General features: G+C 53.6%; 20 protein-coding genes. 6 read left to right on the forward strand and 14 right to left on the reverse strand.

All coding sequences use genetic code 11. From position 1 onward, the window contains the following. Positions 1–114: 114 nt before the first annotated feature. The 5 genes from LJN55_RS18225 to relA form a co-directional block, all read right to left on the reverse strand. Positions 115–2001 (reverse strand): acyltransferase family protein, encoded by a 1887-nt coding sequence (locus LJN55_RS18225; protein WP_167863285.1) that lies wholly within the window; start codon positions 1999–2001, stop codon positions 115–117. Positions 2002–2210: 209 nt separating this feature from the next. Further along, positions 2211–3506 (reverse strand): phosphopyruvate hydratase, encoded by a 1296-nt coding sequence (gene eno, locus LJN55_RS18230; RefSeq protein ID WP_133846049.1) that lies wholly within the window; start codon positions 3504–3506, stop codon positions 2211–2213. Between the two features lie 80 nt (positions 3507–3586). After that, positions 3587–5224, reverse strand: coding sequence for a glutamine hydrolyzing CTP synthase (gene pyrG / locus LJN55_RS18235; protein ID WP_133846050.1), 1638 nt, complete (start codon positions 5222–5224; stop codon positions 3587–3589). 199 nt (positions 5225–5423) lie between these two features. Continuing rightward, on the reverse strand, positions 5424–6206 hold the full coding sequence (gene mazG, locus LJN55_RS18240) for a nucleoside triphosphate pyrophosphohydrolase (protein WP_192933201.1): 783 nt from the start codon (positions 6204–6206) through the stop codon (positions 5424–5426). An 88-nt stretch (positions 6207–6294) separates the two neighbouring features. Beyond that, positions 6295–8529 carry a GTP diphosphokinase gene (gene relA / locus LJN55_RS18245; RefSeq protein WP_133846052.1) on the reverse strand — a complete coding sequence of 745 codons (2235 nt, stop codon included), beginning with the start codon at positions 8527–8529 and terminating at the stop codon, positions 6295–6297. Between the two features lie 590 nt (positions 8530–9119). Here relA and barA point away from each other — a divergent pair. Then, complete coding sequence (gene barA / locus LJN55_RS18250) at positions 9120–11846, forward strand: two-component sensor histidine kinase BarA (RefSeq protein ID WP_133846053.1); 2727 nt, start codon at positions 9120–9122, stop codon at positions 11844–11846. Positions 11847–11895: 49 nt separating this feature from the next. Here barA and LJN55_RS18255 read toward each other — a convergent pair whose 3' ends face one another. The 4 genes from LJN55_RS18255 to syd form a co-directional block, all read right to left on the reverse strand. Continuing rightward, positions 11896–12345 carry a flavodoxin gene (locus tag LJN55_RS18255; protein ID WP_133846054.1) on the reverse strand — a complete coding sequence of 150 codons (450 nt, stop codon included), beginning with the start codon at positions 12343–12345 and terminating at the stop codon, positions 11896–11898. 22 nt (positions 12346–12367) lie between these two features. Further along, the gene (truC, locus tag LJN55_RS18260) at positions 12368–13147 is read right to left on the reverse strand and encodes a tRNA pseudouridine(65) synthase TruC (RefSeq protein ID WP_133846055.1); all 780 of its coding nucleotides are present in this window, start codon (positions 13145–13147) and stop codon (positions 12368–12370) included. Then, positions 13147–13473, reverse strand: a complete 327-nt coding sequence (locus tag LJN55_RS18265; protein ID WP_133846056.1) for a YqcC family protein — start codon at positions 13471–13473, stop codon at positions 13147–13149. Before LJN55_RS18265 ends, truC begins: the two co-directional genes overlap by 1 nt. Positions 13474–14078: 605 nt before the next feature. After that, positions 14079–14633, reverse strand: coding sequence for a SecY-interacting protein (gene syd / locus LJN55_RS18270; RefSeq protein ID WP_159337937.1), 555 nt, complete (start codon positions 14631–14633; stop codon positions 14079–14081). 117 nt (positions 14634–14750) lie between these two features. On the opposite strand from syd, the gene queF reads away from it, so the two are divergent. The 3 genes from queF (at position 14751) to xni (ending at position 17891) form a co-directional block, all read left to right on the forward strand. Further along, positions 14751–15596, forward strand: coding sequence for an NADPH-dependent 7-cyano-7-deazaguanine reductase QueF (gene queF / locus LJN55_RS18275; protein WP_159337936.1), 846 nt, complete (start codon positions 14751–14753; stop codon positions 15594–15596). Between the two features lie 148 nt (positions 15597–15744). Continuing rightward, positions 15745–17109: a nucleotide 5'-monophosphate nucleosidase PpnN gene (gene ppnN / locus LJN55_RS18280; protein WP_159337935.1), complete on the forward strand. Its 1365-nt coding sequence runs from the start codon at positions 15745–15747 to the stop codon at positions 17107–17109. A 32-nt stretch (positions 17110–17141) separates the two neighbouring features. Next, the gene (gene xni / locus LJN55_RS18285; RefSeq protein WP_227534997.1) at positions 17142–17891 is read left to right on the forward strand and encodes a flap endonuclease Xni; all 750 of its coding nucleotides are present in this window, start codon (positions 17142–17144) and stop codon (positions 17889–17891) included. A gap of 52 nt (positions 17892–17943) precedes the next feature. Here the strand turns inward: xni and rlmM are convergent, their stop codons facing one another. From rlmM to LJN55_RS18305, 4 genes are all read right to left on the reverse strand, one after another. Beyond that, positions 17944–19044: a 23S rRNA (cytidine(2498)-2'-O)-methyltransferase RlmM gene (gene rlmM / locus LJN55_RS18290; protein WP_133846061.1), complete on the reverse strand. Its 1101-nt coding sequence runs from the start codon at positions 19042–19044 to the stop codon at positions 17944–17946. After that, complete coding sequence (locus tag LJN55_RS18295) at positions 19037–19432, reverse strand: DUF423 domain-containing protein (protein ID WP_227534999.1); 396 nt, start codon at positions 19430–19432, stop codon at positions 19037–19039. Before LJN55_RS18295 ends, rlmM begins: the two co-directional genes overlap by 8 nt. Before the next feature lie 84 nt (positions 19433–19516). Beyond that, positions 19517–20434, reverse strand: a complete 918-nt coding sequence (gcvA, locus tag LJN55_RS18300) for a glycine cleavage system transcriptional regulator GcvA (protein ID WP_133846063.1) — start codon at positions 20432–20434, stop codon at positions 19517–19519. 345 nt (positions 20435–20779) lie between these two features. Continuing rightward, complete coding sequence (locus LJN55_RS18305) at positions 20780–21004, reverse strand: YgdI/YgdR family lipoprotein (protein WP_133846064.1); 225 nt, start codon at positions 21002–21004, stop codon at positions 20780–20782. A 220-nt stretch (positions 21005–21224) separates the two neighbouring features. Here LJN55_RS18305 and csdA point away from each other — a divergent pair, with 220 nt between their 5' ends. Together csdA and csdE are read left to right on the forward strand one after the other, a co-directional pair. Beyond that, positions 21225–22430 (forward strand): cysteine desulfurase CsdA, encoded by a 1206-nt coding sequence (gene csdA / locus LJN55_RS18310; RefSeq protein WP_227535000.1) that lies wholly within the window; start codon positions 21225–21227, stop codon positions 22428–22430. 2 nt (positions 22431–22432) lie between these two features. Then, entirely contained in the window at positions 22433–22873 is a 441-nt protein-coding gene (csdE, locus tag LJN55_RS18315; protein ID WP_227535001.1) for a cysteine desulfurase sulfur acceptor subunit CsdE, read from the forward strand. Between the two features lie 92 nt (positions 22874–22965). Here the strand turns inward: csdE and tcdA are convergent, their stop codons facing one another. Continuing rightward, positions 22966–23769, reverse strand: a complete 804-nt coding sequence (gene tcdA, locus LJN55_RS18320; RefSeq protein ID WP_227535002.1) for a tRNA cyclic N6-threonylcarbamoyladenosine(37) synthase TcdA — start codon at positions 23767–23769, stop codon at positions 22966–22968. Between the last annotated feature and the right edge of the window lie 35 nt (positions 23770–23804).

Here is a 23804-nt window from a genome sequence, read left to right on the forward strand (position 1 = left end):
ACTCTGTGATGGGGTTAGCCCGATAACAGCTAATATCGGTTCAGAGTGGCATTTACTTTAATTACTTACAAAAGCCCTGTGGGCGGCCCTTTGACGGCCGCCCGGATTGATAAATTACATAAATCTGTTGTCGCGCATCTGCACCATCGCCTGCTTCGCCACGTCTTTCGCCCCGCTCAGGGTAAAGTGACCGTAGTCGTTCGAGGTCGGATGGCCGTCAGACGCCAGCCCGCGACAAATGTTACCGGGGCAGACAATCGAATAGACCGAGATATAGGGCGTTCCCTGCTCGGCCATCGCTGTACGCATTTGTTCGTCCGTCCCGCGGATCTCTTTCTTAATCGATGAGGCAACCAAATCTTTTCGTCCGTCCGTCTGATAAGCCAGCAGGTCCGGCAGCGCTTCGGTATATTCGACGGTCGGCCCCATGACGATGATATTGCCAGAGCGAGATTTCAGGTGCTCGAGCGTTGCGCGCAGAGGCGCGATATCCTCCGGTGCCCAGCGCGCCGAAATGATAATGCCGTCAATATGATGTTCTGCGATCCACTGGTCGTAGACATAGTCCACCAGTCGGGTGCACGGATTACGCAGTGACTGCTGGTACAACGGCTTACAGCCTGCTGAGGTCGCCTGAATAACGTTCACTCCGTCCCCCGCCGCCAGGCTGATAGCACGCCACAGATGCGCTGCATGGCTGTCACCGATCATCACATAGTTCTTCGCGGTCGGAGAGGTCTTGAGGCAGAACTCACGATCAAACGGCTTATCTTCCTCGCTCTTACCATCAACGAAACACTGCCCACGACGATATTGGTAGTCAAACTCCGGCATCTTGCTGTATTCCGAGTACTGCGCCAGCGCCAACGCCGCCGGAGAAAATTGCCCGGAGCTGTTACTGATATGGCCTTTATACAGCGCTCCGCTGGCCATCACGGCAAGCCCTATCACCGAAGCCGCCACAATACGGCCCGGGCTGATGTAAGACAGTTTGTAGCGGAACGGGATTTCGATCAGATAGCGCGATGCCACTGCCAGACCAAAGGTTAAGGCGAGGATCACCAGCTCACGCACACCCGGTTCAAAATTAAAGAACATGCGCGAGTAAACAATGATCGGCCAGTGCCACAGATACAGGCAGTAGGAGATCATACCGATATACACGACCGGCTTCAGTGCCAGCAGACGGGAGACGACAGACTGCTGACCCGCCAGGATAATCAGGAAGCTACCAAGACACGGATAGAGCGCATTCCACGCCGGGAAAGGCAGGGTGGTATCAAGCCAGAGAAAACCAAACAGAATCAACGCCAGCCCGCTGAGGCTCATGGCGTGTTTCACCCCGGTACGGTAATGGGCGGTTTTGGCTTCCAGCCCGGCGATAGCAATAATCCCGCCGAGCGCCATCTCCCAGGCGCGGGTCGGAAGCATGTAGAAGGTAAAGGTAGGTTTGCGCGTAACGCCGTAAATACTCAACAGCAGCGAACCCGCTATCACCAGCAGCATCACCTGAGTGGTACGGTTGCGGAACAGACGGATCACCAGCAACAGGATGATGGGGAAGAGAATATAGAACTGCTCTTCCACCGCCAGCGACCAGGTATGCAGCAGCGGCTTGAGATCGGCCGGGCCATCAAAATAGCCGGTGGTTTTCCAGAAAAAGATATTCGATGCCGACAGCAATGCCGCCAGCGCACTGTTGCTCAGATCGGTAAACTGAGCGGGAAGCAGGTGGTAATAACCAAATATCATCACCGCCAGCAGCACCACAAACAGCGGTGGCAAAATACGCAGGCAGCGACGTTTATAGAAATCGAGATAAGAGAAGTTGCCACTCATGGCACTGTTATAAATAATGCCGCAGATCAGATAGCCGGAAATCACAAAGAAGATATCGACGCCGGTAAAACCGCCGGGTATCCCCCCTATTCCCATGTGGTACGCAATAACCGGCAGTACGGCGAGTGCGCGTAGCCCGTCAACATCAGCACGGTATTTCATATTTTCTGATCCTGGTTACAAATAGTCACCGCGAATTTACACAAAATGACGCATAAAAACGCCCTGCAATCCATGAACCAGGACTTTTCCGCATTCAAGAAATAACCTTAACTCGCTGAAAAATAAAAATAAGCAAAAAAAAGCCCCGTCCGGAGACGGGGCTTTTCAGATAATCCTCAACCGGATAACCGGTTCAGAATATCGGCAGCTTACTGACCTTTAACTTCTTTCAGGCCGTTGAATGGCGCACGGTTGCCCAGCGCTTCTTCGATACGGATCAGCTGGTTGTACTTAGCAACACGGTCAGAACGGCTCATAGAACCGGTTTTGATCTGGCCCGCTGCAGTACCTACCGCCAGGTCAGCGATAGTGGCATCTTCAGTTTCACCTGAACGGTGAGAGATCACCGCAGTGTAGCCCGCGTCTTTAGCCATTTTGATCGCAGCCAGCGTCTCGGTCAGAGAACCGATCTGGTTGAATTTGATCAGGATGGAGTTAGCGATGCCTTTGTCGATGCCTTCTTTCAGGATCTTGGTGTTGGTCACGAACAGGTCGTCGCCCACCAGCTGGATTTTGTCGCCCAGCACTTCGGTCTGGTATTTGAAGCCAGCCCAGTCAGATTCGTCCAGGCCATCTTCGATAGAGACGATTGGGTACTGTTTGGTCAGGTCTTCCAGGAAGTGAGTGAACTCTTCAGAAGTGAAGGCTTTGTTGCCTTCGCCTGCCAGCACATATTTACCGTCTTTGTAGAATTCAGATGCTGCACAGTCCATTGCCAGGGTGATGTCTTTACCCAGAACATAGCCCGCTTCTTTTACCGCTTCAGCGATAACAGCCAGTGCTTCTGCGTTAGAACCCAGGTTTGGCGCATAGCCACCTTCGTCACCAACCGCAGTGCCCATGCCTTTAGATTTCAGCACTTTTGCCAGGGTATGGAACACTTCAGAACCCATACGTACAGCTTCTTTCAGCGTTTTCGCGCCAACAGGCTGGATCATGAATTCCTGGATGTCGACGTTGTTGTCTGCGTGCTCGCCGCCGTTGATGATGTTCATCATTGGCAGTGGCATAGAGAACTTGCCTGGGGTGCCGTTCAGTTCAGCGATGTGCTCGTACAGTGGCATGCCTTTCGCAGCAGCAGCCGCTTTAGCCGCAGCCAGAGAAACAGCCAGAATGGCGTTAGCACCAAACTGTGATTTGTTCTCAGTACCGTCCAGATCGATCATGATCTTGTCGATATTGGCCTGGTCTTTGGCATCTTTGCCGGTAACCGCGTCAGCGATCGGACCATTAACAGCAGCAACAGCTTTAGTGACGCCTTTACCCAGGAAACGAGATTTGTCACCGTCACGCAGTTCCAGCGCTTCGCGAGAACCAGTAGAAGCACCTGATGGCGCCGCTGCCAGACCGACAAAGCCGCCTTCCAGATGCACTTCAGCTTCAACAGTCGGGTTTCCACGAGAGTCGATGATTTCGCGACCGATGACTTTAATGATTTTGGACATTAGTTTTTCCTCAGTACAAGTTAGCTTAAACTTAGACACACGGCTTGAAACCCTAAGATTTCAAGCCGTTATGAAAACACTTATTTTGCCAAACGCTTCTGGTACTCGCTGGCAGCTTTCACAAAGCCACTGAACAGCGGGTGCCCGTCCCGAGGTGTTGAGGTGAATTCCGGATGGAACTGACACGCAACAAACCATGGGTGGTCAGGGATCTCAATGATCTCAACCAGTTGGTCATCCCCAGAGCGACCTGCCACACGTAAACCGGCCGCTTCAATTTGCTTCAATAGCATATTGTTGACTTCATAACGATGACGGTGGCGCTCAACAATGGTGTCAGAACCATAGAGGTTACGCACCAGGCTGTTATCCGTCAGCTGGCACTGCTGGCTACCGAGGCGCATGGTGCCGCCCAAATCGCTCTGCTCAGTACGCTGCTCAACGTTGCCTTCTTCATCACGCCATTCGGTAATCAGCGCCACAACCGGGTACTTACAGTCAGGAACGAACTCCGTTGAGTTCGCACCCTCCATATGTGCCACGTTACGGGCAAACTCCATCAATGCGACCTGCATACCGAGGCAAATGCCGAGGTAAGGAATATTGTTTTCGCGGGCATACTGCGCCGTCATCAATTTGCCTTCCACACCACGATAGCCGAAACCGCCAGGGATAAGGATAGCATCCAGATCCTTCAGCACTTCAACACCACGGGTTTCAACATCTTGAGAGTCGATCAGCTTGATATTCACCGTCACACGGTTTTTCAGACCACCGTGCTTCAGGGCTTCGATCACTGATTTGTACGCATCCGGCAGTTCGACATATTTACCGACCATCCCGATGGTCACTTCACCACCTGGATTCGCTTCCTGATAAATCACCTGCTCCCACTCGCCAAGGTTGGCTTCCGGAGCATTCAGATTGAAGCGTTTGCAGATAAAGTCATCCAGGCCCTGCGATTTCAGCATGCCAGGAATTTTGTAGATGGAGTCGACATCTTTCAGTGAGATAACGGCTTTTTCCGGCACATTACAGAACAGCGCAATCTTAGCGCGTTCGTTAGCGGGAACCGCGCGGTCAGAACGGCAGATCAGCACATCGGGCTGAATACCGATAGACAGCAGCTCTTTCACGGAATGCTGGGTTGGCTTCGTTTTCACTTCGCCCGCCGCGGCCATGTACGGCACCAGCGTCAGGTGCATATACATGGTGTGCTCACGGCCCACATCCACCGCCATCTGACGAATGGCTTCCAGGAATGGCAGTGATTCGATATCACCCACGGTGCCACCAATTTCCACCAGCACGACATCATGGCCTTCGCCACCTTCAATGATGCGTTCTTTGATGGCATTGGTAATGTGCGGGATCACCTGAATGGTCGCACCCAGATAGTCGCCACGACGCTCTTTGCGCAGGACTTCTGAATAGATACGGCCTGTGGTGAAGTTGTTACGGCGGCTCATCTTAGTACGGATGAAACGCTCGTAGTGACCGAGATCCAGATCGGTTTCCGCGCCATCATCGGTGACATAAACTTCACCGTGCTGGGTTGGACTCATGGTGCCTGGGTCCACGTTGATGTACGGGTCCAGCTTCATGATGGTCACGTTAAGACCACGCGCTTCAAGGATAGCGGCCAGGGAAGCTGCGGCAATGCCTTTACCCAGAGAGGAAACGACCCCGCCGGTCACAAATATATAGTTCGTTGTCATGCTGAACCTGAGAATGTAGGTTTAAAGACGATGGAATGAATAACCAAGACGGGAAAATAGTATACCCGAAACACCCCGTTGCGACAATTGCTCGTTTCCGGTTGTGTGCTTACCACCGCATTTACCGCCATGAGATTACCTGAATATGCGCATCAGGAGGTTGACGCGCGTCACATTTTTGTTGAATCGTGTCAGCCAATTATTCCTGAGATTTCACAACCTGCCATGCGGCTTCCATCTGTTCGAGGGTCGCCTGCTGCATTTCCATCCCTCCTGCGGCAATAATCTGCTCAACCTGGCGAAAACGACGTTCAAACTTGGTATTGGCCTTCTGCAATGCAGTTTCGGCTTTACTGCCGAGGTGCCGTGACAGGTTGACCGTGGCAAACAGCAGATCGCCAATCTCTTCTTCCAGCTTGTCCTGATCGATGACCGCCTGCTGCGCTTCATGCATCACTTCATCAATCTCTTCATGCACTTTATCGAGCACCGGTCCAATCGTGGTCCAGTCGAAGCCCACGTGACTGCAACGCTTCTGGATTTTGTGAGCACGCATCAGAGCAGGCAAGGCATGTGGGATATCATCCAGCGCCGAATGCTGTGCTTTTTCGGCACGCTCATCGCTTTTAATTTTTTCCCAGTTGACCAACACCTCAGCACTGTCGCTGACCTGCGCATCGGCAAAGATATGCGGATGGCGGCGTTCCAGTTTATCGCTGATCGCATTGCAGATATCGTCGAAGTTAAAGCGCCCCTCTTCCTGCGCCATCTGAGCGTAAAACACCACCTGGAACAGGAGATCACCCAGCTCACCGCGCAGATCGTCAAAATCAGCGCGGTTAATCGCATCAATCACTTCGTAGGTTTCTTCGAGGGTATAAGGGGCAATAGAGGCAAAAGTCTGCTGGCGATCCCACGGGCAGCCGTGTTCCGGATCGCGCAGGGTTTTCATGATGCCCAGCAGGCGATCGAGAGAAGTCATAGTGTATTCCATGTTGAATTAGGAGGGCGACGCATGCGTCGCCCCTACGATCGAACCGGGCACCAGGGGCCGGGCATGCCCGGCCCGGTTAATGCAATCTCTTAGCGTCGATGATATCCGGGACCTGGTTAAGCCGTGCTATCACCCGGCTCAACACCTGCTGGTTATAGATCTCAATATCCATATCAATCGTCGCCAGCTGCTTTTTGGTGTCACTGTGGCTGGATACGCCAAGCACGTTCACTTTTTCATTGGCCAGGATGGTGGTGATATCGCGCAACAGGCCGCTGCGATCGTTCGCGGTAACACGCACCACCAAGGAATAACCGCTGGAATAAGTCTCACCCCAGACCGCATCGACGATACGTTCCGGTGCATGAGACATCAGATCCGCCAACTGGTCACAGTCGGCACGGTGAATCGAAATTCCGCGTCCCTGGGTGATAAACCCGGTGATATCGTCACCCGGAATCGGCTGGCAGCAGCGCGCAATGTGGTGCATCAGATTACCGACCCCTTCCACCACCACGCGGCCGCTCTCTTTGCTACGAGGTACGCTGTTAGAGGTTTTCTGCGTCAGTTTTTGCAGCGCTTCACGATCTTCTTCCTCAGCGCTTGGCTTGTTCAGCTTCGACTGCAGGAAGTTGCTCATCTGGTTGAGACGGACATCGCCACCGCCAATCGCGGCCAGCAGCTCATCCAGCGTGTTGAAGTTGTAGCGCGGTAGCAGCAGCTTCTCGGCATCTTTCAGATTGATATCAAGATGGTCCAGTTCGCTGTCGAGGATTTGACGCCCGGCAATAATATTCTTGTCACGATCCTGTTTGCGGAACCAGGCGTGGATCTTCGAGCGCCCCCGGCTGGTGGTGACATAGCCCAGGTTCGGGTTCAGCCAGTCCCGGCTTGGGTTCGGCTGCTTCTGAGTGATGATGTCAATCTGGTCGCCCATCTGCAGCTGATAGGTGAACGGCACAATGCGCCCGCTGATTTTCGCGCCGATGCAACGGTGGCCGATATCGCTGTGGATATGGTAAGCAAAGTCCAGCGGTGTGGACCCGGCCGGCAGATCGACCACATCCCCTTTCGGCGTAAAGACATAAACCCGGTCGTCGAACACCTGGCTGCGTACTTCGTCGAGCAACTCGCCGCTGTCCGCCATCTCTTCCTGCCAGGTAATCAGCTTACGCAGCCAGGCAATACGTTCTTCGTGGCCGGAAGCCCCGCGAGCGCTGCCACTTGCTGCACCCTCTTTATATTTCCAGTGCGCGGCAACGCCCAGCTCGGCATCTTCATGCATCTGGCGGGTACGGATCTGAATCTCGACGGTTTTACCCTTTGGCCCGAGAACCACGGTATGAATAGACTGGTAGCCGTTCGGCTTAGGGTTGGCAACGTAGTCGTCAAATTCGCTCGGTATATGGCGGTACAGAGTATGGACGATACCCAGCGCACCATAACAGTCCTGCAAACGCTCAGCCACGATGCGCACCGCGCGCACATCGAACAACTCATCAAACGACAGCGACTTTTTCTGCATCTTGCGCCAGATGCTGTAGATATGTTTTGGGCGACCATACACCTCGGCCTTCACGCCCTCTTTCACAATCTCCGTGCGCAGCGACTGCACGAAAGTATCAATGTAGTCTTCCCGATCGATACGACGCTCGTGCAGCAGTTTGGCAATACGTTTGTATTCATCAGGATGCAGATAACGGAAGCAGAAGTCCTCCAGCTCCCATTTAAGCTGGCCGATACCCAGCCGGTTTGCCAGCGGAGCATAAATATTGGTGCACTCTTTTGCCGCCAGGACGCGTTCATCTTCCGGCGCGTCTTTCACTTCACGCAGGTGGGCAATACGCTCCGCCAGCTTAATCACCACACAGCGGAAATCTTCCACCATCGCCAGCAGCATGCGGCGCACGTTATCGACCTGCTCTGAGGCCATCGAATCATTGTGGGTCGCTTTTAACTGACGGATGGCATCCATATCGCGCACGCCATGCACCAGCGAGACAATGGCTTTACCGTGCTGCTCTTCCAGAACCTCTTCGCTCACCACGTTGGCATCGGCCAATGGGAACAGCAAAGCGGCACGCAGCGTTTCGTTGTCCATGCTGAGCATTGAGAGGATTTCTACCATCTCGACGCCACGCCACAGTAACAGTGCTGCGTCAGGATGATTTTTGGTCGCTGTTTCACAATAGCGCCAGGTATCGGCCAGTCGTTCACATGACTGCTGGTTGGAGATCCCCAGACTGGTGATCCATTGGTCGAGCGCAAACTCGCCAGCTGTATTCAGATGTGCACTTCTTACCGCAACCATATCCTCTCCTGGAATAGCCTCTGTTCAGGCCTTATTTTCAGCTAAACAGCACCATGGATCTTCGCCGTACACAGTGACGCCGTTGTTTTCAGATTATTGAATCCCGCATTATACGCAGCCTTCACGACTATTGCTGCAACGCCTTCCACACCTGCGACATTTTCAGCCATTTTTCCTGGCGTCTGAGCCCAATTTCTCATTTCAAAAGCACATTTCATCGGTGTGTGGCGATACAGTCAGCTGCTATAGCTTAGGCTTATGCGAAAACTGTTCCAGTTTTTAAAAAAAAATTTATCATTCTGCGTTACTGAGCAGGAAGAACTGATACAAGCCTTTGCCTGCCCCTGTTCGTGACGTTCATGCCAATGTCCTGCCACAAAGCGTGGCGCTGAACGCTATCATCAATCTGAAATGACGCCTTATGTTCACGCTTCACGATGGGGCAACACAATCTTTCAGGGTAGAATTTCATCATTGTTTCTTTGTGATTCACACGTCATCATTATCGGCAGGAAAATCGGGTATTGCCTGCCTCTGAACACAGCGCCAGTTGGACGGCACAGAGCGAAACACCGCGCACAGGGAATATTATGACCAAATACAGCCTGCGGGCTCGAATGATGATTTTGATTCTGGCACCCACGCTGATGATTGGGCTGCTGCTCTCCACGTTTTTCGTCGTGAACCGATATAACGAATTACAGAGCCAGCTCACCGATGCCGGGGTCAATATTATCGAACCGCTGGCGGTCTCAAGTGAATATGGCATGACCTTTCACAGTAAAGAGTCCGTGCGCCAACTGGTCAGCCTGCTGCATCGCCGTCATTCAGATATTGTGCGGGCCATTTCGGTTTTCGACGATCACAATCAGTTGTTTGTCACGTCAAACTACCATCAGACGCCCGACCTGCTGCGCCTGCCGGACAACACGCCGTTAACCACTCGCTATATGAAACAGCGCCACGGAAACTCCGTGATCCTGCGTACGCCCATCCTCTCCGAAAGCTATTATCCGGATGAATCGCCGGGCCAGGATGCGAAACCCAATGGTAATCCCCTCGGTTATGTCGCCATTGAGCTGGATCTGCAATCCGTCAGGCTACAGCAGTATAAAGAGGTGTTTATCTCTACCCTCTTGCTGCTGCTTTGCCTGTGTATTGCCATGCTGTTTGCCTACCGTCTGATGCGCGATGTCACCGGGCCGATCCGCAATATGGTGAGTACCGTTGACCGCATCCGCCGTGGCCAGCTAGACAGCCGCGTAGAAGGGCATATGCTGGGTGAACTCGATGTGCTGAAAAACGGCATCAACTCGATGGCCATGTCGCTTACCGCCTATCACGAAGAGATGCAGCAAAATATCGACCAGGCTACCTCTGACTTGCGTGAAACGCTGGAACAGATGGAGATCCAAAACGTCGAGTTGGATCTGGCTAAAAAACGCGCCCAGGAAGCCGCGCGTATTAAATCAGAGTTCCTCGCCAATATGTCACATGAGCTGCGCACGCCGTTAAACGGCGTGATTGGCTTTACCCGCCAGACGCTCAAAACCACGCTGAATTCCACCCAGCGCGATTATCTTCATACCATTGAACGATCGGCGAATAACCTGTTAAGCATCATTAACGATGTGCTCGACTTCTCAAAACTTGAAGCCGGAAAATTAATACTGGAGACCATCCCCTTCCCGCTGCGTGCCACGCTGGATGAAGTGGTGGTTCTGCTGGCGCAGTCCGCACATGAGAAAGGACTGGAGCTCACGCTTAATATCCAGAGTGACGTGCCGGATAATGCCATTGGCGATCCGCTGCGCATGCAGCAAATCATCGTCAACCTGCTCGGCAACGCAATCAAGTTCACCGAACGTGGCAATATTGATATTCGCGTGGAGAAACGCGCCCTGAGTAATAACCGTATGGAGCTGGAAGTTCAGATTCATGACAGCGGCATCGGGATTTCAGAAAAGCAGCAGTCGCAGCTGTTTCAGGCGTTTCGTCAGGCGGATGCCAGTATTTCGCGCCGTCACGGCGGCACCGGGCTGGGTCTGGTGATCACTCAGAAACTGGTTAATGAAATGGGCGGCGAAATCTCGTTCCACAGCCGCCTCAATCACGGTTCCACCTTCTGGTTCCACGTTAATCTGGCCCTGAATCCGAACGCTGCCAGTGATCCACGGGTGATGGATTGCATCGAAGGCCAGCGCATGGCTTATGTCGAACCCAACGCCACGGCCGCGAAAGCGCTGATGGAGATGCTGGCCGCAACGCCAATGAACATCAGCTACAGCCCGTCACTGAGTGAACTTCCGGAAGCACACTATGATGTGCTGCTGATGGGCGTTCCGGTAGCTGACCCGCAAAATCTTGAGATCACCGGAGAACAGCTGACGCCAATACTACAACGTGCTAACAGCGTCATTATGGCTCTGCCATTCCAGATGCAGGTTTATGCGGAAGAGCTCAAAGCACGCGGTGTGACGGCCTGCCTGATTAAACCGATATCCATGACCCGTCTGATCCCCGTTCTGGTCGATCATCATCACCGTGATGCCCTGCCACTGACCGAACGGCACCGTCTGCCGCTGCGTGTGATGGCGGTGGATGATAACCTGGCTAACCTGAAGCTGATTGGAGCACTGCTGGAAGAGCAAGTCGCGCACATTGTGCTGTGTGACAGTGGTGAAGCGGCGATTAATCAGGCGCGTCATCAGCATCTGGATATTATTTTAATGGATATTCAGATGCCGGAGATCGACGGCATTCGTGCCAGTGAAGCCATTCGTACCCTGCCACAGCACGCCAATACACCGATAGTGGCGGTCACGGCGCACGCACTGGATGGCGAAAGGGAACAGCTGATCAAAGCCGGGATGAACGATTACCTCGCCAAACCTATCGATGAGCAGAAACTGAGTCGACTGCTGGCACGCTATTCACCGGGCGGGCAACGCATGTCGCTGCCGGTGATTGAAGTACCGGCGTCCCTCGACTGGGCACTCGCGTTACGTCAGGCGGCGAATAAACCCGATCTGGCACGCGATTTGTTGCAGATGCTGGTGGATTTCTTACCGGAAGTTCAGATGCTGATAGAGCAATATATGACGGAGAATAATACAACTTCACTGCGCGATATCATCCATAAACTGCATGGCAGCGCCAGCTACAGCGGAGTACCACGCATGAAGCAACTCTGCCTGGCACTGGAACAAAGCCTGCGTCAGAGTGAGGATATCACTCAGGTAGAGCCTGAATTGTTTGAGCTGTTGGATGAGATGCAGAACGTGGCACGGCTGGCGAAGGAGCGGCTAAAACTGTAGGTTCGGGATCCGCTGCGAGGCGGGCCTGCATTGCAGACCCGCTCATCAATTATGCAATGAGCTTAGCCCACTGCTCAACCCACGGAGAGGTGACCTCTTCCGGCTCCGGGTTTTCCGTGGCATCCACCAGCAGCATCTCACCCACGCGGATAGCACTTTGATCCTGTAACAGGTCAGCAAATTTTTTGCCGCCGCCGCAGAACTCATCATAGCTGCTATCGCCCAGCGCGATAATGCCGTAACGCAGCTCAGGCTGGTAACCCAACTTATCTTTGATGCCAGCGTAAAGGGAAGCAATGCTGTCCGGCAGATCGCCTTGTCCAGTGGTTGACGTGATCACCAGCACGGCTTTCTGCGCATAGTGCTGCCAGTCTTCCAACGTGGGATCTTCAAAAATCTTCACCTGATGGCCCGCCGCAACCAGCAGTGGTTCAGCCTCTTCGGCCACCAACAGGGCATTACCGTAAACGGTGCCAACAAAAATGCCTACCTCAGCCATGCTCTTCTCCATTTTGGAATGCTTATCGTTGTTCACTATCCTGCGGGCTTTCCGTCGCGAACTCAACCCGTGGAATATCAGGGAGACAGTGCTGCCAGTCGAACTGCGTCATCGCCGTTTGCCAGACGTCATCCAGCCCGGCACGCAGCACCAATGGCACCTGGGTTACCGGGTGCGCCAGGCATAGTTCGCTGGCGTGCAGCATAAGTCGGTTCATCCCGAAGTTTGCCGCAGCACTGCGATTCTGCTTCAAATCGCCATGGGCGCTATCGCCGATAATCGGGTGGCGCAGATGGGTCATATGACGACGCAACTGATGCTTACGCCCGGATTCCGGTTTCATCTCTACCAGAGAATAGCGCGAGGTTTGATAAGGGCCGACGGGCACGGGCAGTTCGGCAGTGGCCAGCCCACGCCAATGGGTGACGGCCGACTGCGGCGCTTTTTCAGGCTGGCTAAACTTATCCGCAATTTTGTCCAGTTCTTCGGTCAGCGCATAGTCCAGTACCTCATCACCTTCCAGCCAGCCGCGTACCACGGCATGATAGGTTTTCTGCAACTGATGCTGTTCAAATTGTTCTGACAATAAACGCGCCACATCACTCGACAGCGCCATCAGCAGTACGCCGGACGTTGGCCGATCCAACCGGTGCACGGTAAACACGTGCTGGCCAATCTGGTCTCGCACCGTTTGCATCACAAAACGGGTTTCATGACGGTCCAGCCAACTGCGGTGAACCAGCCAGCCGGACGGCTTATTCACCGCCACCAGCCACTGATCCTGATAAATAATTTCCAGCATCAGTTTTGTGACTCAAATAACTGGTCAAAGGCATTTAAAAGGTGCAACAGTTGTGCACGCTCCGGGATCTCACCTTCCAGCCACACTTCATAGTAAGGCGCTATCGCCAACGTTGTCGGCAGCGGCGCACCGGCATCCAGCAGCGCCTGCATGCGCGGCAGGAATATCCATTGCAGCCATTGTAATGGCGTCATGGTATCGACGCAGAAAGGTTCTGTGCTGGCAAACGCCTCACTATTTGGGGCAATAGCCTGCCATAAACCCGCCTGTTTAAGCTGCGTTTCAATGGCCAGCAACCGTTCCTGCACCTGTTGTTCACGGCTCATGAGCAACCTCCTGATTAAGCGTTGGGGATAAAGGTCGCAAAGCATAGCATCCGCACCGTGCCGGGTAAAAATTTCAACGAAAAAAGGGGCACTGTATATACAGTGCCCCTGGTCCGTTTGCAGCGTTCCAGCTACATTTATGCTCCCTGCTCATCCTTGAAAACTATTCCTGACACTCTCCATAGCGTGCACCATCCTGATGCGAATCCTTTGACGTCCATGATCACCGACTACCTTGTTCGGTCCACATTCTCCGTCTTGGAGGTGTCCTTTACCTCTCCCTAAGGTTTCCACGCTTCATCCGGAAGCCTTTCCCTGATACGTCATCCTGACGGGTCCAACTCATTCCATGAGCACATCGTCCTGATGTTCGTTCAACCCTGACTGTCCTTTGCGATGGGTGCTATTTTGCCTGTTCAGCATAAGCAAACAAGACACCCGTGCCAGTTTTTTACGCATCTCACAGGCGTGTTATCACAATCAGTACCCTAACGTGATGATCTACAATATTTTTACAATTAGAACGATTGATATGTCTGCATCAAAGGGATGCGATCTCTCACAGAGCACGTGAGACATCTCGCACAAAATGAACGGGCAAACTCTCAGCAACGTTCGCTAAGGGGTTGTAAAGAAATAAGAAAATTCTCAATTGAAGGGGAGATGACCTGCCGTTTTTGCGTTCCTAACTGCTCAATAATCACTTCGCCATTGAGATTACAAACCGACACCACCTCCAGTTCAGACTCCGTAGTAGCAATAAACAGAGTAGGAGAGTGTTTAAGACGACGCTTCATCACCAGGTGCCCAATCAGATTTTCCTGCACGCGCACAAAATCGTCTTCACTCCACACCTGTACCAAAGACACCTGGTGTCCGGCATAAGTTCCCATCATGTCACCGGCAAATTGTGCGGTATAGAATCCGGTGATCGAGGGCTGCAAGCTGATATCCAGTGCACGTTCAACGGCATCCAGGTTTTTTGCCAGCGTAAAGGGCTGTGGCTGCCACCAGACTTCATCATTATGGGTGGCGGTGACGCAAGGCGAGGGAATGCCGTACAGATCGGCGCTCGCCGGTGCATGACCATGCTGCTGCTGCCAGAGATCGCAATAGCGCTGGCTAAAATCGCGTAGGGCCTGGGAGGTTTCTTCGATCATTATTTTTTCACTCTTTGCTGGCTGGGTTACACTGACAACCTGGTGTGCACATCGGTACACGACACTCTTCAAGCTGCCTGCCACGGCGGGCACCCTAAAGTAACACAAGGTAACACCATGTCTTCATACGACCATCATCAGGCACTGGAAGGCCTGACTCTGGGGAAACCCACAGAATATCACGACAGCTATCAACCAGAGCTGTTACAGGCTGTCCCGCGTAGCCTGAACCGTGAACCGCTGGGCCTGTATCCCGATAATCTGCCGTTCAGCGGCGCGGATATCTGGACGCTGTACGAACTGTCCTGGCTGAACAGTAAAGGGCTGCCGCAGGTGGCGCTGGGTGAAGTCACTCTGGATGCCGGCAGCGTTAATCTTATTGAATCCAAAAGTTTTAAACTGTATCTGAACAGTTTTAATCAAACGCAATTTGCCGACTGGGGTGACGTCCGTCAGACGCTGGAACGCGATCTCAGTGACTGTGCTGCGGGTAAAGTTAGCGTTGCACTATTCCGCCTGCAAGAGATTGAAGGCCAGCCCATCGGCCGTTTCAACGGCGAATGCATTGATGAGCAGGACATTGTGATTGATCACTATCAGTTCAATGCCGACTATCTGCGCGATGCCACCAGCAACGAACGCGTTGAGGAGCAACTGGTCAGCCACCTGCTCAAATCTAACTGTCTGATCACTAACCAGCCGGACTGGGGGTCAGTGCAAATCAGTTATCGTGGCCCGCGTATTCAGCGCGAGGCACTGCTCCGTTATCTGGTCTCATTCCGCCATCATAATGAGTTCCACGAACAGTGCGTCGAACGCATCTTTAACGATATTCTTCGTTACTGCCAGCCGGAGAGTCTGACTGTTTATGCCCGCTATACGCGGCGTGGTGGTCTGGATATCAATCCCTGGCGTACCAACGATAAGTTTGTCGCCAGCCGTTCAAGACTGGTCCGTCAGTAAATCGCCGATCGCAACGTTAAGCTATTGTTAAATATCAATGGAAAAGGCTACTCTGACAACGGGCAGCGACAGCGGCCCAAGGACATTTTGCTTTTGTGATCGTCACATCACGGAGTTACTGCACCCCTGCGGGTGTAAAGGAGTTCACTTGATTACACATGTCAGCCCTCTCGGCTCAATGGACCTGCTTTCACAGCTCGAAGTCGATATGCTGAAGCGCACGGCCAGCAGCGACCTCTACCAGTTATTCCGTAACTGCTCACTTGCCGTGCTGAATTCAGGCAGTCAAACCGACAGTAGCCACGAACTGCTTTCCCGCTTCGAAAGCTTTGATATTAACGTGCTGCGCCGTGAGCGCGGCGTCAAACTGGAACTGATCAACCCGCCAGAAGAGGCATTTGTTGACGGGCGAATTATTCGTGCGCTTCAGGCTAACCTGTTTGCCGTTCTGCGCGACATCTTGTTCCTCAACGGCCAGATCGATAACGCCGGGCGCTTCCAGCAGTTGAAAGCGGAAGATCCCGTTCATATCACCAACCTGGTCTTCTCTATCCTGCGTAACGCGCGTGCGCTGCACGTGGGGGAAGAGCCCAATACCGTGGTGTGCTGGGGGGGGCACTCAATCAACGCCGTTGAATACCAATACTGCCGCAACGTTGGCTCCCAGCTTGGCTTACGTGAACTGAATATTTGCACCGGCTGCGGGCCGGGTGTAATGGAAGCACCGATGAAAGGGGCGGCGGTGGGCCATGCCCAGCAGCGCTACAGAGATAGCCGTTTCATCGGTCTGACCGAACCCTCAATCATTGCTGCCGAACCGCCTAACCCGCTGGTGAATGAACTGATCATCATGCCCGATATCGAAAAACGCCTGGAAGCGTTTGTGCGTATCGCCCACGGCATTATCATCTTCCCCGGCGGGGTCGGAACAGCCGAAGAGCTGCTTTATCTGCTGGGTATCCTGATGAACCCACACAACCATGACCAGGTTCTGCCGCTGATCCTCACCGGGCCAAAAGAGAGTGCCGACTACTTCCGCGTGCTGGATGAGTTTATTGTCAGTACCCTGGGGGATGAAGCACGCAAGCACTACACCATCATTATTGATGATGCGGCCGAAGTGGCACGTCTGATGAAAAAAGCGATGCCGAAAGTGAAAGAGTATCGCCGCGAAACCGGTGATGCTTACAGCTTCAACTGGGCACTACGCATTGCGCCCGACCTGCAAATGCCGTTTATGCCAAGCCATGAAAATATGGCAAACCTCAATCTGTCTCCCGAACAGCCTGCCGAACAGCTGGCAGCTGCACTGCGCCGGGCGTTCTCCGGCATCGTGGCCGGTAACGTGAAAGATGTGGGCATCAAGGCCATCAAAGAGAAAGGGCCGTACAAACTGCACGGTGACCCGGAAATCATGCGTCGCATGGATGATCTGCTGCAAGGATTTGTCGCGCAGCACCGTATGAAGCTGCCGGGCAGCGCGTATATCCCCTGTTACGAAATCATTAAGTAAAGAGCGGCCTGCGGGCCGCTCAGGGTTATCTGATGATACATCTGTTAATTATCGATGCGCTGAATCTGATTCGGCGCATTCATGCGGTTCAGGGTTCCCCTTGCCAGGAAACCTGCCTGAATGCCCTGCAACAATTGTTGCTCCACACACGCCCAACGCACGCCGTGGCCGTTTTTGATGATGATGATCGCAGCGACAGCTGGCGCCATCAGATCCTGCCTGATTACAAAGCGGGACGTTCACCGATGCCGGATTCCCTGCGTGACGAAATGCCGTTGCTCCGGGCTGCCTTTGCCAGTATTGGCGTAGCCAGCTGGCACTCAAAAGGCGATGAAGCTGACGATCTGGCCGCAACGCTGGCCAGCAAGGTCGCCTCCGCAGGCCATCAGGCGACGATTGTGTCGACCGACAAAGGCTACTGCCAGTTGCTGGCACCGACTATCCAAATTCGTGATTACTTCCAGAAACGCTGGCTGGATGTGCCTTTTATTGCCGCAGAATTTGGCGTGGCTCCGGCACAGCTGACCGATTACTGGGGACTGGCGGGGATCAGTAGCAGCAAAATCCCCGGCGTTGCGGGCATTGGGGCCAAAAGTGCCAGCCAGCTACTGCAACAGTTCGGCAGTCTGGCGCAGATTTATCAGCAGTTGGATCACGTACCGGAAAAATGGCGCAAAAAACTGGCCGAACATCAGCAGATGGCGGAAATCTGTCAGCAGGTGGCAACGCTTAAAACGGATTTAGTGCTGGAAGGGAATCTGAAGGATCTGCGTTTGCCGTAGGGTCGGGCTCGTTTAACAACGGGCGAGGCATGCCTCGCCCCTACATTCTGGATTATTTTTCGTCGCGGCGGCCCGGCGCGGCGCTCCAGATGCGGCGGATATGTACCGTTACTTCTTCACGATCGTGATAAAGCTGACGCGCCTGAATCTGTGCATTAATGCCATTTTCTTTCAGCTTTTCGTCGATCATCGCCAGGTTCTGCGAGACCTCTTCATAGCGTTTTTTCATCGGCAGCTTGAGGTTAAAAATCGCCTCACGACACCAGCCATTCACCAGCCAGTCCGCCATCAGATTTGCCACACGCACCGGTTTTTCTACCATGTCGCAGACCACCCAATAGTTATTGCTACGCGTTGGGCGATATTTGAAGCCGTCTTCACGCTGATGGAACACCTGCCCGGTATCCATCAGGCTCGGTGCCATCGGACCGTTATCTACCGCGTTAACCATCATGCTGCGCTGCACAAGCTGATAGGTCCAGCCGCCAGGACAGGCCCCCAGATCCACTGCCCACATCCCGCTGGCCAGGCGCTCATCCCACTCATCGGCAGGAATAAACACATGGAAAGCCTCTTCCAGCTTGAGCGTGGAACGGCTTGGTGCATCGGAAGGGAACTTCAGGCGCGGAATGCCCATAAATAGCGCGGAATTATTCTGCGGCAGAGAGTACCCTACATAACAGCAGCCGGAAGCGATAAAGAACACGTGAACTACCGGGCGCTTATTGCTTTCGTAGTTAAGCAGAATGCCTTCTTTACGCAGGCTGGCACGCAGCGGAACGGTAAACTTACGGCAGAACTTCAGCAGCTCTTTGCTGGCATTGGTGTCCGGCACTTCAACACGCAGATCGCCGCCCTTCTCTACCACACCGGTCAGCATCCCCGCGACAGGCGAGATGCGGTCCTCGGTGGGCAGGTCACGCAACAGTTCACCCACCACGATCATCTGGCGGGAAAAAATCAGTTCGCTAAACGGCAGCTCATTGAGCAACTTTTCTGCTTCACCCTGCTGATAGCACTCAAACAGCACGTAGGCAGAGTCATCTTTCACGCGGGCGAAACCATACACTTCGCGTTCAGCGGCTTTAGCGGTGATTTCGGCCGCACACTCTTTCTCAAAACCCTGACGGCAATACAGTAAAATTTTATTCATGGCGATCTGCCCTTTTTTTCAGACGCAGTGCGCCAACCAACATCAGAACCCACCCGATCAGGAAGCCAGTGCCGCCAATCGGGGTGATGTAAACCCATAACTTCAGGTGTGACAGCGCCAGGCAGTAAAGACTGCCGCTGAACAATACGGTACCCAGCGCTAAAAATGCGCTGCTCCAGTAAAACCAGATATTTGCACGGCGCAGCATCGCTGCTGCAATACCGAGTATCGCCAGGGTGTGAAACGCCTGATACTCCAGCCCGGTTTTAATCCAGGCCATCTCTGCGCTTCCCAGCGACTTGCTTAACACGTGGGCACCAAATGCCCCCAGCATCACGTAGAAGAATCCACTGATGGCGGAGAAAATCAGCATTGCACGACTGGACATGGCACCATCCTCTATCCGGACAGGGAGGCCCCTCCCCGTCTCTTTATCCATTACCCCTGCCGCTCGGCGGCGAAGGCATCACGGTCAGTGCTCGTAGCGAAAGCGAAATTTTTCTTGTTCGCTGGCCGCTTTTGCCAGAATCCACTGACGGAAGGCGGCTATTTTACCCAGTTCTGCCTGACTGTCATGACAAACCAGATAAAAAGCATTTTTACTGACTAATACATCATTAAACGGGCACACCAACCTGCCCGCTTCAATCTCGCTCTGCGCCATGACGTTATTAGCCAGTGCAACGCCCTGTCCATGGATCGCCGCCTGGAGCACCATGGCACTGTGGCTGAAAATCGGCCCCTGCTGCACATTAATACTGTTCAGCCCCAGTTGGCGGGTATACGCCTGCCAGTCACGGCGTGATGCATCATGCAGTAAAGTATGGCCTGCCAGTGCCGCAGGCGATGTCAGCGGGCGCTCACCCGTTAACAACAGTGGTGAACAGACCGGCAACAGATATTCCGCATAGAGTTTTTCCACCCGCAATCCCGGCCAGTTACCGCGTCCGTAGAAAATCGCCACGTCAACATCATCAGCCAGTTTCTCTTCATCGCGGTCCACGGCCTGGATACGAACGTCGATCCCCGGATAAGCTGAGTTAAAGCTGGTCAGTCTTGGCACCAGCCACTGAATGGCAAAACTCGGCAGCAAACTGACCGTCAGTGCGCCTTTTGCACTGCGGGCCTGTAGCTTGCGCGTGGCATCATTCAGCGCGGTGAAAATTTCTTTAATATCGAGATAATAGCTTTGCCCTTCTTCCGTCAGCAGCAGAGACCGATTACGTCTGCGGAACAGCTTGAGGCCCAGAAAGTCTTCCAGTGACTTGATTTGATGGCTGACAGCGGCCTGAGTCACAAACAGTTCTTCTGCCGCTCGGGTAAAACTGAGATGACGCGCAGCAGCGTCAAAAACCCGCAGCGCATTCAAAGGTGGTAAACGTTTAGACATGATAGATGGGTACTTTTCATCAAGGCCGGGCGTTGCTCTGTTACACAGAGTTACGTATTAGTTTTTTTTATCCGAGGCATTATAAATTGTCCGTTGAGGAACTGCCAGCAAATACCTATAGTTGCGCCACTTCCTGAGCCGGAACGAAAAGTGTTTTGAAATTTGGTGCTAACGCGCGGAATTTTGAGGGGCTTTTGGCTTGTGTCGTGATGTTGTGTTTGCATTTGACCTGATGATTTTCAGGTCTGGTAGCCTGGCTACCTTTTATTCCTGTAGATTTACCCTGTCTGTCCATATTGATTGTTAATAGCACCGCCAGTGGCGGTGCTTTTTTTTGCCTGCGTTTTACTGGCCCATCTCAACCATCTCTTTGACATCAGAGCGGTTAATCTGCTGTTTTGACCCATTGGCATCTTTATAGCTGATCATCCCGGTATCATCGTCTACCATAGGTTTGCCCTCGGCAACGATAGTCCGGCCGTCATTGGTATGCATCACATAATTGCTTGAACAACCAGCCAGAGCTAATGTCATGGTGCAGGCTGCGATCACAGCGGCGAGCTTTTTCATTTTTATATCTCCGTGATGAGAAGAAGTACCCGATGAGCTGTCAAAATAACAATAGAAAAGGGTTTAACATCCTACTAAGACAGCGCTTCTATTTGCGGGTAAACACTATAAACAGTCATAATTCAGCATAACGCGCTTTTTCAGCTTTGCCAGAAAACCACATCTCTTTCAGTCTGGTCCTAAAAAGGCACGAACCATCCCAGAGGAACGCGTAAAAAGTATGACGTCATTTAACCCGCGGCACTTTCGCCAGCAGTTCCCCGCACTCAACGATGCCACCTGCTATCTCGACAGCGCAGCCACCGCGCTGAAACCGCAGGCGGTGATTGATGCCACGGAACAGTTTTATCGCCTGAGTTCGGGTACGGTCCATCGCAGCCAGTTTGCTGCCGCACAGCGCCTGACCGAACGTTATGAACAGGCCCGCGCACAGGTGGCACACCTGCTGAATGCCGCCAGCAGCCACAATATTGTCTGGACCAAAGGCACCACTGAAGCGATCAATCTGGTGGCACAAAGTTGGCTGCGTCCGCGCCTGCAAGCGGGGGATGAGATCGTGGTCAGCGAAGCGGAACACCATGCTAACCTGGTGCCCTGGCTGATGGTGGCAGAACAGACGGGTGCCCGCGTCGTCAAATGGTCGATTGGTAAAAACCGCCTGCCAGACCCCGATCTGCTCCCGGCACTGCTGAATGCACGCACACGTCTGGTGGCCGTGGGGCAAATGTCTAACGTCACTGGCGGTTGCCCTGACCTGCAACGGATCATCAGCCTTGCGCATGGCTGTGGTGCAAAAGTGATGGTCGATGGCGCCCAGGGCGTGGTGCACTGCCCTCCGGATGTACAGGCACTGGATATTGATTTTTATGCTTTTTCGGCACATAAGCTGTACGGCCCGATGGGTATTGGTGCGCTGTATGGCAAAGCCGAACGCCTGGCAGAAATGGTTCCCTGGCAGGGGGGCGGCAAGATGATAAGCAGCGTGACCTTCGAGGGATTTACCCCGCAACCCGTCCCGTGGTGCTTTGAAGCCGGCACCCCTAATGTGGCTGGCGTCATTGGCCTGAGTGCTGCGCTGGAGTGGTTAAGCCACATCGATGTAGCTGCCGCCGAGCGCTGGAGTTGTGAACTGGCGACACAGGCCGAACAACGTCTGTCGGCACTGCCCGGTTTCCGCAGCTATCGCGCCAGCCACTCCAGCCTGCTGGCATTTGATATTGCGGGTATCCATCACAGTGACGTCGTGATGCTACTGGCCGAAAGCGGCATTGCCGTGCGCGCCGGGCAGCACTGCGCCCAGCCGTTGCTGGCCGCCCTGGGCGTCAGCGGGACATTACGTGCCTCCTTCGCCCCTTATAATACCGTTGAAGATGTGGACGCGCTGGTCGCGGCCATGACCACCGCCCTGACGCTACTGGCAGATTAATCATGAGTTTACCGCTTATCGCTTCGCATCCCTTTGGCACACTGATTACTCCGGACACACTGCGGGCGCAGTTTTCCCATTTCAGACAGTGGGAGGAGCGTTACCGCCAGCTGATCCTGCTGGGCAAACAGTTGCCCGCCCTGCCCGATGAACTGAGAAGTGCTGATATTGAGCTGACCGGATGTGAAAATCGCGTCTGGCTGGGGCATCAGCTGATGGCTGACGGGCGTCTGCATTTCTTTGGCGAGAGCGAGGGACGTATTGTGCGCGGGCTGTTGGCCGTACTGCTGACGGCCGTAGAAGGTAAAACAGCGACACAGTTACAACAGGACGATCCGCTGGCGCTATTTGAGCAACTGGCATTAAAAGAACAGCTGAGCGCCTCACGCAGCGCCGGATTGCAGGCGATGGCCGATGCCGTGATGCGGGCGGTGAATGAATAATACGGCTGCTTGTAACCGTCGGGTCGATCATTTTTTCGATCGACCCGTGCAATAAAAGGCTGACCGAAACAGAAGATCAGCCTCTACGCTATTTATGCCTGACGCGCTGCTTTTGCCATCATTTTCTTCAGCACATGGGACACCGCGACAAAACCAAAGGTGGCGGTGACCATCGTTGCAGCACCAAACCCTGCCGCACAGTCCATACGCTTCGGGCCTTCTGCGGTGCTGCGCGACGCACATACCGAGCCATCCGGCTGCGGATACATCAACGCCTCGGTGGAAAACACGCAGTCGATCCCCAACTTGCCTTTGCTGTTTCTGACGATATTGAAATCATTTTTGAGCCGCTCGCGCAATTTCGCCGCCAGCGGATCCTGAATGGTTTTTGCCAGATCGGCCACCTGGATCTGTGTGGGATCAATCTGCCCACCTGCGCCCCCGGTGGTCACCAGCGGCACTTTATTACGCCGACACCATGACAGCAGCGCTGCTTTGGGTCGCACGCTATCAATGGCATCAACCACATAACTGAAGTCCTTCCCAATCAGCTCCGCCGTATTCTCTGGTGTAATGAAGTCGTCAACACAGGTCACCCGGCATTCCGGATTGATCGCCAGCAGACGTTCAGCCATCACCTCGGTTTTCGCCCGGCCAACATTCTCTTTCAGCGCGTGAACCTGACGATTGGTGTTGGTGACGCAGACGTCGTCCATATCGATCAATGTGATCGCACCGATGCCGGTACGTACCAATGCTTCCGCCGCCCACGAACCAACCCCACCAATGCCCACTACACAGACATGCGCATCCGCAAAGAGCTGAAGCGCAGACTGGCCATAGAGGCGCGCCGTTCCGCCAAAGCGTTGCCGCCAGGCATCTGAAAGAACCATCATCTGTTATTCCTCGAAACCTATCCAAACACAGCGGG

The sequence above is a fragment of the Erwinia rhapontici genome, from assembly GCF_020683125.1.
In the GTDB taxonomy this organism is placed as follows: domain Bacteria; phylum Pseudomonadota; class Gammaproteobacteria; order Enterobacterales; family Enterobacteriaceae; genus Erwinia; species Erwinia rhapontici.